Genomic DNA, 12,280 nt, shown 5'->3' on the forward strand with positions numbered 1-12,280 from the left:
CGGCCGCCCCACCCGAGAGGAACCCCATGACCCCGAACGCCCCCGCCCTCGAGCTGCTGCCCGCCGTCGACGTCCAGGACGGCCAGGCCGTCCGCCTCGTCCAGGGCGAGGCCGGCAGCGCCACCTCGTACGGCGACCCGGTCACCGCCGCCCTGGACTGGCAGCGCGCCGGCGCGGAGTGGATCCACCTCGTGGACCTGGACGCGGCCTTCGGTCGCGGTGACAACCGCGAGGTCATGCGCCGTGTGGTGGAGGAGATCGGCGTGAAGATCGAGCTGTCCGGCGGCATCCGCGACGACGCCTCGCTCGAGAACGCCCTCGAGATGGGTGCGGCGCGCGTGAACCTGGGCACCGCCGCCCTCGAGGACCCGGACTGGACCGCGCGCGTCATCGAGCGCTTCGCCGACCGGGTGGCCGTGGGCCTCGACGTGCGCGGCACCACGCTCGCCGCCCGCGGCTGGACCAAGGAGGGCGGCGACCTCTGGGAGGTGCTCGCCCGCCTCGAGGATGCCGGCTGCGCCCGCTACGTGGTCACCGACGTCACGAAGGACGGCACGCTCAAGGGGCCGAACACGGAGCTGCTCGCCCAGGTCTGCGCGAAGACCGCGAAGCCGGTCGTCGCCTCGGGCGGCATCTCCTCCCTCGAGGACGTTGCCGCGCTCGCGGCCATGACCGGCCAGGGCGTCGAGGGCGCGATCATGGGCAAGGCGCTGTACGCCGGCCGCTTCAGCCTGGAGCAGGCGCTGGCCGTCGCCGGCGGCGCCACGGTGGAGCAGGCGCGCTCCGAGCAGCCCGGCCCGGTCGCCCCGTGACGGGCTCGCACGACGACGGCGGCCTGGCCCGCGACGACGGGCTCGGTCCGATCGACGAGACGGTCGCGGTGCCGCATCCGGCGGCCCGGGAGCTGCCGGGGCACATCCGGGCCGCACTCGACCGCATGCGGGAGAAGACCGCGGGCGAGAACACCGCGGACACCGCGGGCGTCCCGTGGCAGGGCCGTGACCTCTCCGGCCCCGGCGTGGACGGCTCCGCGAACCCGTTGCACGTGTTCGACGAGGACGACGGCACCAGCCCGGCCGAGTGGACCGCCGTCATGTCGGCCCTGACGGACGGCTCCGCCGGTGAGCGGGAGGTGACGGAGGTGCTCGCGCGCATCCGCGTGTTCGCCGCCGTCGTGCCCACCCTTGCCGTGGACGAGGACGACGTCCACGACCACGCCGACCACACCGGTCACGAGCACGACGTCGCGGCGCACGGGGACAAGGCCGCGGACGTGGCCCTCGTGACCATGCGCGCGCCGGACGGCCGGCAGGCGCTGCCGGTGTTCACGAACGTGCCCGCGCTGACGGCATGGAACCCGGTCGCCCGACCCGTGGCCGTGTGGCTGCCGCGTGCCTGCCTGTCCGCCGTGGACGAGGGCTGTGAGCTCGTCGTCATCGACGCCGGCGCCGAGCACACGTACGTGGTGCGACGCCCGGCCGTGTGGTCGCTCGCCCAGCAGAGGGAGTGGACCCCCGCCTATCGGGACCAGGAGATCGCGGACGAGATCGCCGAGGTCGCCGACCTGGTCCCGAACCTGTTGAACCTGGGCCTCGCACCCGGGTCGGGGGTGGCCACGCACACGGGTTCCGGCGCGGTGATGAACGGAGGCGGGGCCGGGCCCGAGCTGCAGATCGTCGCGATGCCCACCCGGGACGCCGACGCGGCCGGGGTGCGCCTGATGACGGCCACGCTCAAGACCCTCCTGGCAGACCTGCCGCTGCTGGCCGAGCGGGCCGACTCCGTGGAGATCACGGTCCGCCGACCCTGATCGGTCGCCCGGCCTGTCCGGTACCGTTGAGGGGGAGGGGAGGGCCCGTGGTGGCCCCACCCCATCCTGGAGGCCGTGCGCCGCGCGCCGGCCCCATGCCTCCCATCCTCCGAGGAGTACCCATGAGAACCAGAACCTTGACCGGCGTCGCCACCGCGGCGCTGGGCGCGGTGGTGGTGGCCGGTGCCGGCCCCGCCCTCGCGCAGACCACGCTCACCCAGGGCTCGGCGATCACCGCGCCGGCCGGGGCGTGCAGTCTGACCATCGTCGACGACGCCACCGCCTACACCGCGGCCCACTGTGGTGCGGGCCAGTGGCAGATCGGCTCGACCGTCCGCGACGCTGACGGCACCGCGATCGGCACCGTCTCGGCACTGCCCGGCGATTCGGGCGTGGACGCGGTCCGCGTGGCCCTGGCCGACGACGTCGACGTCGTGGGCGACTGGTCCACGCGGCCGGCCTCGTCCATCGGTGTGGGCGAGACCGTCTACACCCACGGCTCGTCCGTGCCGCTGGGCGCGCCGAACACCGTGTCCCACACGCAGACCTTCGAGGCCGCCACGGTCTGCGACGACGCGTACGCGGATCAGGTTGCCCTCGACACCGCCTCGACCTACGCCGGCGACTCGGGCGGGGCCGTCTATGACGCCCAGCAGCGGGTGGTCGGGGTCATCTCGGGCATCGCCCCGGTGACCTTCGACGCCGAGGGCAACGTGGTGGGCTGCGACGCCCAGGCGATGTCCTCGATCATGGTCCCGGTCGAGTCCCTCGACGCGCTGGACGCCTCCGCGGCGCCCGCCGCCGAGACCGCCGCGGCCGCGGAGACCGCCGCGGCCGCGGAGACCGCTCCGGCCGCCGAGACCGCCCCGGCGATCGCCGACGTCGCGGGCCCCGTGGCCGACGAGGACCTGCCCACCGGCGGCGAGCCCGCCGTGGACGAGTCCGAGCTGACGGAGTTCACGCCGGCCGAGGAGGAGGCCATCGCGGCCGAGCTCAAGGCCCGCGACGAGGCTGCCGCGGAGGAGGAGGCCGCCGAGGCGGCCCCCGCTGCTGAGACCCCGGCCGCCGAGGCCGCCGCGCCGGGCGTGACCGACGTCGTGGCCGCGCCCGCCGAGGGTGTCGCCTACGGCACCCAGGTGGTCGCGCAGACCGAACAGGGCGGCTTCGCCTCCGTCACCGTCACGGCCTATGACGCGGACGGCACCGTCCTGGGCCAGGACGGCCTGGACCTCACCGGCGAGTACCGCGCCTGGCTGCCCGTGCCGGCCGAGGTGCCCGCGGGCGGCTCCGTGGTGGTGACCGTGGTCGACGCGGCCGGCGCCGCCACGGACGCCACCGTGACCCTGGGCGGTCAGCTGGTCGGCTGATCGATTCCGCCCCCAACGGCACGACGAGGCCCGGTGATCCCGCACGGATCACCGGGCCTCGTCACGTCCCGGGGCGGCCCCGGCCAGGTGGGGACGCGGTCAGCACAGCCCCTCGAGCCGCCGCCCCAGGCGGGAGAAGATCCGGGTGAGGGACTCCGCCTCGCCCGGCGCGAGGTCGCCGAGGAAGAGCTCGTCCACCTGCTGGGCGTGCTCGATCGCGGCGCGTCGGAAGGCGGACCGGCCCTCGTCGGTGAGGACGGCCTCGAAGCCCCGCCGGTCACAGGCCACCGGGCGGCGGTCGATCAGGCCGCGGGCCACGAGCGTCTTCACCTGGTAGGTGATGCGCGACGGGGAGAAGACCATCCGGGACGCCAGCTCTCCCAGCCGGAGCCGGCCCTCGGGGGACTCGTAGAGGAGCAGCAGCAGGTTGTAGTCGGCCAGCGACATGCCGCAGTCCTGTTTCAGGCGGCGCTCCAGCACCTCCGTGAGCATCTGGGTGGCTTCGAAGTAGGCGCGCCAGGCGCGCTTGGGCGGGTCCACCGGGCGGTGCGCCTCCGATGCGGAGCCGAACCAGCCGCCGTCGGGCTCCGCCGGCGCCGCGTCCTGCGGGGCGGGCTCAGGGGCCGGGGTTGAGGAGCTGCTCAAAGGGGGTCACCTCCAGGTCGAGGTCCGCGGGCGCGGCGGCGCGTGCCCGCGGGGGGCGGCTCAGGGTGATCTCGGCCAGGTCGCGTCCGGCGGCCCGGATGCGGGACTGCAGCGGGTCGGTCCGCATCGAGGCCTGCACGCCGGCCGCCTCGCCCCAGTCGTCCGAGGCCGCGAAGACGGCGGTCGGCACGATGCGGGCCTTGAGGTAGGCGAACAGCGGCCGCATGGCGGTGTCGATCATGAGCGAGTGGCGGGCGGTGCCGCCGGTGGCGCCGAGGAGCACGGGCACGCCGACGACGGACGTCGGCTCCGCGAGGTCCCAGAAGGACTTGAACAGGCCCGAGTAGGAGGCCTTGTACGTGGGCGAGACCGCGATGACGGCGTCGGCCTGGGCGACCTCGTCCAGGGCGGCGCGCAGGGCCGGGGAGATGGCGAAGGTCACCAGGGCCTGCGCGATGTCCACGGCGAGCTCCCGCAGCGTGATCAGGTGGATCTGCGGGACCACGCCGTGCTCGGAGAGCGCCGCCGAGGCGGACTCCGCCATGCGTTCGGCGAGCATGCGGGTCTGGGACGGGTCCCCGGACCCGCCGGAGACCACGGCGAGGTGCCGGGCCTGCGGCGTGAACGGGGCGGAGGCATCGGGGGCGCCGGGGGTGGTCACTGCGCGGCACCGCCCTTCGCGGCATCGGCGGTGGCGCGCTGCTCGGCGGCCGCCGCGCGGTCGAGCTGGGCCTGCGATCCCTCCTTGCCGCCGGGCACGGGAGCCTCGCCGCGGCGGGCGCGTGCCACGAGGAACTCGTGGGTCGGGGCCGCCGGGACGTCGTCCGGCTTCAGAGCGTCGAACTCCTTGCGCAGCACGGGCAGGACCTCCTCGCCGAAGAGGTCGATCTGCCGCAGGACGGTGTCCGTGGGCAGGCCGGCGTGGTCGATGAGGAACATCTGACGCTGGTAGTCGCCCACCCAGTCGCGGAACGTGAGCGTGCGCTCGATGACCTGCTGCGGCGAGCCGACCGTCAGGGGCGTCATCCTCGAGAAGTCCTCGAGGGACGGGCCGTGGCCGTAGACCGGCGCGTTGTCGAAGTAGGGGCGGAACTCCGCCACGGCGTCCTGCGAGTTCTTCGCCATGTAGGCCTGGCCGCCCAGGGCCACGTACGCCTGATGGGCCTTGCCGTGGCCGTAGTCCTCGTAGCGCTGGCGGTACAGGCGCACCATCTGGATGACGTGCTCCTTGTTCCAGAAGATGTTGTTGTGGAAGTAGCCGTCGCCGTAGTAGGCGGCCTGCTCGGCGATCTCGGGGGAGCGGATGGAGCCGTGCCACACGAAGGGGGCGACGCCGTCCAGGGGCTGCGGGGTGAGGGTGAAGTCCTGCAGCGGGGTGCGGTGGTTGCCGCTCCAGTCCACGGTCTCCTCATGCCACAGGCGGTAGAGGAGGTTGTAGTTCTCCACGGCGAGTTGGATGCCCTGGCGGATGTCCTTGCCGAACCACGGGTACACGGGGCCGGTGTTGCCGCGGCCCATCGTCAGGTCCACGCGACCGTCGGCGAGGTGCTGCAGGTACGCGTAGTCCTCGGCCAGACGCACCGGGTCCATGGTGGTGATCAGGGTCGTCGCCGTGGAGAGCTGGAGGGTCTCGGTCTGCGCGGCCAGGTAGGCCAGCAGCGTGGGCGGGTTGCCCGGGGCCACGAAGGGCGGGTTGTGGTGCTGGCCGGTCGCGAACACCTCGAAGCCCGCCTGCTCGGCGTGGCGGGCGATCTTGACGGTGTCCTTGATCCGCTGATGCTCGGTGGGGGCGGTCCCGTTCGTCGGATCGGCGGTGATGTCGCCGATCGTGAAGACGCCGAACTGCATGGTGTGCTCCTCAGTGTGCCCGGGGGCGGGTCTCACGGTGCCGGCCGCGCCGTCGCCGTGTTCTTCAAAAATGAACTATACCGCACAACGAGCCGCCCCGTCCTGAATATTCCGCAGGGCCCGACACGGCAGACTGGTCCCATGAGCCCCGCCTTCGACGCCGGTCGCCTCGCCCACACGGACGTCCTCATCCTGCAGCAGGTGACGAGCTTCCTGTCCAACGACATCCAGGTGACGGACCCGGACGGGCGCACCGTCGTCTCGGTGGTCACTACGGGCGGGGGCCTGGGCCGAATGCTGATGGGGAACCGCAGCTTCGACGTGGTCGACGGTGACGACGGCCGCGTGCTCTTCCGCCTCGCCGACCCGGCCACGTTCGGCCGCGACCGCTTCGCGATCCTGGACGCCGACGGGCTGCCCTTCGCCAACCTCGTCCGCCAGATCGCGTTCCTGCGGACGTCCGTGAGCGTCGAGGTCGTGGACGGCACGTGCTTCGCGGTGACCGGCGACCTGTGGGACCACGACTACACCATGACCGTGGGGCAGCGGCCGATCGCCCGCGTGACCGCGCAATTCGGAGGTGTCATGAACGCCCTGGCCGGGCGCTCGCGGTACGAGATGCGCCTGGACCCCGGCATGCCGCCCGTGGTGCGCTGCGCCGTGCTCGGCACGGCCATCGCCCTCGACCTGATCCGGGCCAAGGACCGGCGCAGCAACGGCTGAGTCCGCCGAGCGCGCGGCCGTCTCGGCGGCGCCTCCGGGGCGTGCCTTGACGCCTCCCATAGGATTCGACGGTGGACTTCGGAGCGTACGGACGGCTGTTGCAGGACCCTCGGATCCGCCATCTGCTGGCGGTGGGGTTCATCGCCCGCTTCCCGCACACCGCGGCCGGGGTGATCCTCACCCTCCACGTGGCGCTCACGCTGGGCCTGGGCTACGGCCAGGCCGGCCTGGCCGGGGCGGCGATGACGCTGGGCATCGCGGTGGGCTCGCCGTGGCGGGGCCGCGTGGTGGACGCGAAGGGGCTGCGCCGTGCACTGCTGCCCTCCGTGATCGCGGAGGCCGTGATCTGGCCGATCGTCCCGTGGCTGCCGTTCTGGCCGATGCTCCTGGCCGTGTTCCTGGGCGGCGTGTTCTCACTGCCGATCTTCTCCGTCGTCCGGCAGGGACTCGGCGTGCTCACCCACGGCAAGGACCGGCAGACGGCGTTTGCCCTGGACTCCATCGTCACGGAGACGATCTTCATGATGGGCCCGGCGCTGGGCGCCGTCGTCGCGGCCACGTGGTCGAGTGCCCTCGGCCTGACCATCGTCGGCCTCTCCAGCGCGCTGGGCGGCATCCTGCTGATGTGGTTCAACCCGCCGACACGGTCGAGTCAGCTGGCCGTCGTCGGACCGGCGACCGAGGATCCCTACACCGAGGAGCAGGACCGTCAGGAGGCGATCGCCCAGGCGGTGACCGCCGCGCCCATGCACGTGGAGATGGCCGCCCCCAGCCTGGCGACCGGTGCGCTGCCGGCCATCACGGAGGCCATCCCCCTGGTCACCGGGTCGCTGCCCGTCATCGCCGCGGACGGCTCCGGGCCGACGACGGCGCCGCGCCGGGCCCGGGCCGAGCGGCTGCGGCAGTGGCGGCGGACCCACTTCTCCTGGGTCGGGCCGGAGGTGCTCGGCGTGCTCGTGGTGTCGATGGCGGCCGGGATCGTCATGGTCGGCACCGAGGTCTCGATGGTGGCCGAGCTGGAGTCGCAGGGCGCCGCGGCGTCGGTGGGTCTGGTGTACGCGTTCTGGTGCGGCGCCTCCGCCGTGGGCGGGCTCTTCTATGGGGCCTGGGGCCGCCAGGTGCACCCGTACCTGCTGATGGCGCTGTTCGCCGTGGCGACGGTGCCGCTCGCGCTCGTGGACGGGGTGTGGGCGCTCGCGCTGGCCTCGATCCCCTCGGGTCTGCTGACGGCGCCGACCCTGGCCTCGGCCTCGTCCCGGCTCTCGCACCTCGTGGTGGAGGAGCGGCGCGGCGAGGCGATGGGCTTCTACGGCTCGGCCATGACCGCCGGCGCCGCCATGGGCGCCCCGCTGGCCGGCGTGTTCATCGACGGCGTCGCCCCGTCCGCGGGCTACGTGTTCGCGGCGGCCGCGGGCTTCGTGCTCGTGCTGCTGGCCGCCCTGGCGACGGTGATGCGCGGGCGGCGTCCCGCCTGAGCCGGACCCGCTCCGCGCGTCAGGCCAGGAGCTCGTGGATGCGGCGGACCAGCACGGCGGTGAGGTCCGCGTCGAAGTCCGCGGTGGAGGAGTCCATGAACAGGTGCCGGTCCGTGTCGTACTCGAAGAGGTCGGCGGGGCGGTCCGGGTGCTCGGCGGTGGCCGCGTAGGAGCGGGCGGTCTCGAGGTCGCCCTCGAGGGCCCAGGGGTCGCGGGTGCCGAGGTGGATCTGCAGGGCGGTGTGGGGCTGCCAGAGCGGGGCGTAGGCGTCGAGGGCCAGGACGCCGGCCATGGCGATGCACGCGCGGAAGCCGGGGACCACCTGGGCGGCACGCCAGGCGGGCATCACGCCCATGCTGATGCCCGCGACGACGGAGGCCTCCTGGTGCTCGGCACACGCCCGCATGCCGCGTCGGCCGATCTCCTCGAAGCCGAGGTGCTGGGCGTGGGCGACACCCTCGTCCACGGTGGCGAACGTGCGGCCGTCGTAGAGGTCAGGGGTGTGGACGGTGTGACCGCCGCTGGCGATCTGTTCGGCGAGCGCGCGCACGCCGTCCGTGAGACCGAGGGCGTGGTGGAAGAGGATGATCTGCGCCATGGGTCAGAGCGTAGACCGCGGTGAGCGGCTGCCCCAGAGGGCGGGTGGGTGATCGGGGGCGAAGAAGAGAGGTGGCTCGCGTGTCTCGCCACACGTAGGGTGGCGCTCATCGCGGCGGATCGGAGAGAGCCATGCAGCTGAGACGCTGGGTCCCGCTGGCCCTGGTGGGTTTTGCTCTGCTGGCCTGTTGGATCAACTGGCCGGACCCTTCAGGGCGTGGACCCTGGGGGAGTGCTGTGTCGACTCTGCTGGTCGCAGCGGCGCTCATCGCGTGCATCGCGAGCGCAGTTCTTGCCCGATCGGTGCCGGTTGGGATGGTCGCCCTGGTCTTCTCGGCGGCGGCCCTGGCGGGGTCCCTCGTGACGCAGGCGCCGGCTTCGGTGCCCTGGGTTCTCGCTGGAGCAGGCCTCCCGGCGCGTGCTCTGCTGGGTGGGGACGGGGCCGCTCGAGGCATGAGCGGGCAGCGGCCTCGTCGCTCCATCCGTCCTGCGACCTCCAGGACGTCATCGCCGGACGACGCCGCGGCCGATAGGTCGCCGTCCCCTTAGGACGTACGGCGACGAAGGGGCGCCATGTCTGGCTGCTCCCGGTGCGCTCGCCCGTGACGTCCACGCGGCATCGCCGTCAGTGCGGTCACGCCGGGGCGGGAGACGCGAGCTGGCAGGGCATGCCGGGTTCGGGGACGGCGGGACTGATGTGCACGGCCCGCCCCGGCAGGGGCTCGACCTCGGTCAGCCGGGGCCAGACGAGCCGGTGCTCGGCGTTCGTCCCGGCCGGCACGAAGAATCGATGGGGCAGGTGCAGCAGCAGCCGGCCCGTCGCCAGCTCGCGGCCGCCGAACACCGCCAACCGCAGCCCGGCGGCCGCCGGACGGCCGAGCCAGTCGTGCACGTCCTCCTCGACCGTGCGGTAGGTGTCCCCGACGCGCAGGCCGGACCACGCGTTCCAGCCCGTGATCACTGCCGTGCCGCCGGCGGCCGCGAGCTCGCGCAGGCGGGCCAGGACGGCCTCCCCGGCACCCTCGGAGTCCGGGGTCAGCACCGGCCACCCGGACCGTGCGGCCGCCGCGGCCTCCCCGGTGCCGTCCAGCACGGCCACCGGCCGGCCGCTGCGCATCGCCACCTCGACGACGGCGGCCAGCGTCTCCGCGCGACCGCCCGCGGCCTCGACGATCCATGCGGTGCGTCCCTCCGCGCCGGTCGGCCACCGCCAGGGACGGTGCCGGCCGTGGGCCGCGTCGTCGAGCAGGGCCAGGGCCGTGGCCTCCGCCCGGCGAGCGCGGTCCGGCACCCAGCGCTCCGGCAGGGCGGGGGTGACCACGGGCGGGGGTGTCGGCCAGTCACCCGCCGCGTACTTCTCCACCAGGACCGAGACGACGGCCTCCCAGGGGGCGACGGCCGGGGCGGCCGCGGCCTCGCCCAGCCGTCGCCACACGGGCGTGCCGCCGTCGACCGTCCACTGGGACGCGCGGAACGGGACCGTCGGGCGCCCCGCCGTCGAGAGGATCGCGGAGCCGGGGCGACGCGGGTCGAGCCGGGCCGCGGCGGCCGTGCCCACGAGATCCCACGACTCCTGCTCCGTCGCGGTGCGCAGGGCGATCGTGCTGCCCAGGTTCGAGCGCAGGTCCGAGCCCACCGCACCCGTGGCCCGCTGCGTGGCCAGGATGAGGTGGAAGCCCAGGGAACGGCCCGTGGCGGCCAGACGCTGCAGGACGGCGGCCGCGTCCGGGTGGTCGTCCACGAGCACGCGCAGTTCGTCGATCGCCACGACGAGCCGAGGCAGCGCCGCGTCCGGATGGCGGCGACGGAAACCGGGATAGTCGCTGACCCCGGCCTCTGCGAAGAGGGCCTCGCGGCGATGCAGCTCCGCCCGGATGGCGCTCAGCGCCCGCAACGAGGCCGTTCCCACGTGGTTGGTCTCCAGGCTCATCGTGTGGGGGAGCGCGCCCAGCGGACCGAACGACGCGCCGCCCTTGAAGTCCAGCAGCAGGAACGCGACCTCGGCCGGCGGGTGGTGCGCCGCAGCCCCCAGCAGGAGGGACAGCAGGAGATCCGACTTCCCGGATCCCGTGGTGCCCGCGATGAGCAGGTGCGGCCCGTCGGCGGCCAGGTCCATCTCGACGACGCCCGTCTCGTCGCCGCTACGGACGAGGGTCACGGTGAGCCCGTCGACGGCATCGCGGGCGCCCACCTGCCCCGGTGGTGTGAGCGTGCCGTCGCCGTCGTCGGTGGGCAGCAGGCCGAGGTCCACGACGTCGTCGGCCAGCTCGGTCAGCCAGGCGACCAGGGTGCCGTCGGCGAGGCCGTCGGCGGTCACGTCCTCGAAGCGCTGTTGTTCGGCCGGGACCACGACGGTGCGCCCGCGCAGGTCGACGACGGCGTCCCCCGGCGCAGGCGACGGCCCGGTGAAGTCGTACCGCGTCCAGGGCAGATCCGCCCGGGCCGTGGGCGTCGTCCCCGCGTCGCCGCCGATGGCGGCCCGCCACGCTCGCCACGCCGGATCCAGTGCCGCGTCCTCAGGAGCCGACACCAGCAGCCGCGGGCCGGAACCGCCCGACCACCAGGTGCGGCGGACTCCACCGGCCTCCACCACGAACGCGCCGTCGGCGGCCACCGCGTGCCGCAGGAGCTGGAACACCGCCCACCGGCAGGCCCCGGCCACATCGCGCGGCGGCCCGAGCACGACGACGCGCGACTCCGGCGGTGACGTCGTCATCACGGTGCGCCGCGACGTGACGGCCTCCACCCATGCCTCGTCCGGGTCGTCCCGCGACAGGGACAGCGCCCCGACGCCGGAACCCCACGAGACCGCCACGGCCTCGTCGGCCCCCGCCGTCAGTCCGAAGCGGTCCGTCGCGCCGGAGCGGACGGCGCGGGTCACCCCACCGGGGCTCAGTGCCGCCCGAGCCCGCCGGCGGACGACCGCGTCCGCGCGGGCGGCGAGCAGCCGCGCATGCCGCAGCCGGGTACGGCGCTGCATCGCCAGCATGACCAGCGCCACCGTCACGGACAGCACACCGAACAGCAGGAACATCGGGTTGCCCATCATCAGGACCAGGGCGACCCCGAGCACCAGCGGGCCCAGGGCCGCCACCAGCGGGATCACGACGGACTGCCGGGCCGGTGGGGATCCGAGGTTGACGGCGGGCGGCTCCGGCGTGATCGGCCGCGGCAGGGCGGCCCCGGGCCCGCGGACCAGGCCCAGGGCGGTCCGGCCCACAGGGAGCGGGCTGCGGCCGTCCCACAGGCGTCCGGTGTCCCGAGGACCGTCGTGGACGTGCAGCCCGGTGGGCGCGAGCCGCAGACGCATCGGCCGCGACGGGGCAGAGGGGTCGTCCAGCAACAGCCGCGCCCCGCCGCGTCCCACGCTCAACCCGCCCTCCCCCAGAGGGACGAGGCGGCCGGCGTCGGGTCCGTGCTCGGTGACCACCGCGAGCTCCGGCCCCCGGGCCGGTGCACTCCCGACCCGTTCCGCGTACGTCACGCTGCGCGGCCCGGCAGCGCACCGGTGCAGCGACCGGGCGGGAAAACGTTCCCGCACCGCCCGGTCCTGCTCGTCCGCGTCGGCGGGGAAGTGCTCCACCCGCCATGTCTCGGGAGCGGCCCCGCCCAGGATCCGCACGCTCCAGGCCATCCCCGCCCCTCCCTCCTGAGACCGGCGACCGGCCCGTCCGGCCGCCTGGGGACGACCCTGCCACGGCCTGATGGCGGCTCGGGCGGCCTGTGGACAACTCCCCGTCGAACGGGACCGCCGCCACGTTGTCCACAGTCATGGTGTCCTGGACCACACGCATCGACGGAACGGGGTATCTTCC

General features: G+C 74.2%; 10 protein-coding genes. 5 read left to right on the forward strand and 5 right to left on the reverse strand.

Annotated elements, in window-relative coordinates:
- Positions 1-26: 26 nt before the first annotated feature.
- The 3 genes from priA to NR072_RS04190 all read left to right on the forward strand — a co-directional run bounded on the left by priA (position 27) and on the right by NR072_RS04190 (position 3,177).
- Positions 27-812 (forward strand): bifunctional 1-(5-phosphoribosyl)-5-((5-phosphoribosylamino)methylideneamino)imidazole-4-carboxamide isomerase/phosphoribosylanthranilate isomerase PriA, encoded by a 786-nt coding sequence (gene priA / locus NR072_RS04180; RefSeq protein ID WP_036313998.1) that lies wholly within the window; start codon positions 27-29, stop codon positions 810-812.
- Positions 809-1,810, forward strand: a complete 1,002-nt coding sequence (locus NR072_RS04185; protein WP_020628148.1) for an SseB family protein — start codon at positions 809-811, stop codon at positions 1,808-1,810. Before priA ends, NR072_RS04185 begins: the two co-directional genes overlap by 4 nt.
- Positions 1,811-1,932: 122 nt before the next feature.
- Entirely contained in the window at positions 1,933-3,177 is a 1,245-nt protein-coding gene (locus NR072_RS04190) for a trypsin-like serine protease (protein ID WP_235281203.1), read from the forward strand.
- A gap of 99 nt (positions 3,178-3,276) precedes the next feature.
- Here the strand turns inward: NR072_RS04190 and NR072_RS04195 are convergent, their stop codons facing one another.
- Genes NR072_RS04195 through NR072_RS04205 form a run of 3 tightly spaced genes read right to left on the reverse strand, consistent with a single transcriptional unit; the run spans position 3,277 to position 5,670 of the window.
- Positions 3,277-3,822, reverse strand: a complete 546-nt coding sequence (locus tag NR072_RS04195; RefSeq protein WP_225348399.1) for a MarR family winged helix-turn-helix transcriptional regulator — start codon at positions 3,820-3,822, stop codon at positions 3,277-3,279.
- Positions 3,794-4,483 (reverse strand): FMN reductase, encoded by a 690-nt coding sequence (locus NR072_RS04200; RefSeq protein ID WP_044658582.1) that lies wholly within the window; start codon positions 4,481-4,483, stop codon positions 3,794-3,796. The genes NR072_RS04195 and NR072_RS04200 overlap by 29 nt, the downstream gene beginning before the upstream one ends.
- Complete coding sequence (locus NR072_RS04205; RefSeq protein WP_044658581.1) at positions 4,480-5,670, reverse strand: LLM class flavin-dependent oxidoreductase; 1,191 nt, start codon at positions 5,668-5,670, stop codon at positions 4,480-4,482. Before NR072_RS04205 ends, NR072_RS04200 begins: the two co-directional genes overlap by 4 nt.
- Before the next feature lie 141 nt (positions 5,671-5,811).
- Here NR072_RS04205 and NR072_RS04210 point away from each other — a divergent pair, with 141 nt between their 5' ends.
- Together NR072_RS04210 and NR072_RS04215 are read left to right on the forward strand one after the other, a co-directional pair.
- Entirely contained in the window at positions 5,812-6,393 is a 582-nt protein-coding gene (locus NR072_RS04210) for an LURP-one-related/scramblase family protein (protein WP_044658580.1), read from the forward strand.
- A gap of 71 nt (positions 6,394-6,464) precedes the next feature.
- Entirely contained in the window at positions 6,465-7,868 is a 1,404-nt protein-coding gene (locus tag NR072_RS04215) for an MFS transporter (RefSeq protein ID WP_036339096.1), read from the forward strand.
- A 19-nt stretch (positions 7,869-7,887) separates the two neighbouring features.
- On the opposite strand, the gene NR072_RS04220 is transcribed toward NR072_RS04215, so the two are convergent.
- Together NR072_RS04220 and NR072_RS04225 are read right to left on the reverse strand one after the other, a co-directional pair.
- Positions 7,888-8,466, reverse strand: a complete 579-nt coding sequence (locus NR072_RS04220) for a dienelactone hydrolase family protein (RefSeq protein ID WP_036383332.1) — start codon at positions 8,464-8,466, stop codon at positions 7,888-7,890.
- A gap of 633 nt (positions 8,467-9,099) precedes the next feature.
- On the reverse strand, positions 9,100-12,099 hold the full coding sequence (locus NR072_RS04225) for an FtsK/SpoIIIE domain-containing protein (protein ID WP_256836276.1): 3,000 nt from the start codon (positions 12,097-12,099) through the stop codon (positions 9,100-9,102).
- Positions 12,100-12,280 lie beyond the last annotated feature (181 nt).

The organism is Micrococcus sp. Mcc89, assembly GCF_024519795.1.
Classification (GTDB): domain Bacteria; phylum Actinomycetota; class Actinomycetes; order Actinomycetales; family Micrococcaceae; genus Micrococcus; species Micrococcus luteus.

Bases quoted from the DNA above. Each gene is read 5' to 3' on its own strand.
- priA (WP_036313998.1), top strand. From the start codon at position 27: ATGACCCCGAACGCCCCCGCCCTCGAGCTGCTGCCCGCCGTCGACGTC.
- NR072_RS04190 (WP_235281203.1), top strand. From the start codon at position 1,933: ATGAGAACCAGAACCTTGACCGGCGTCGCCACCGCGGCGCTGGGCGCG.
- NR072_RS04205 (WP_044658581.1), bottom strand. From the start codon at position 5,670: ATGCAGTTCGGCGTCTTCACGATCGGCGACATCACCGCCGATCCGACG.
- NR072_RS04210 (WP_044658580.1), top strand. From the start codon at position 5,812: ATGAGCCCCGCCTTCGACGCCGGTCGCCTCGCCCACACGGACGTCCTC.
- NR072_RS04220 (WP_036383332.1), bottom strand. From the start codon at position 8,466: ATGGCGCAGATCATCCTCTTCCACCACGCCCTCGGTCTCACGGACGGC.
- NR072_RS04225 (WP_256836276.1), bottom strand. From the start codon at position 12,099: ATGGCCTGGAGCGTGCGGATCCTGGGCGGGGCCGCTCCCGAGACATGG.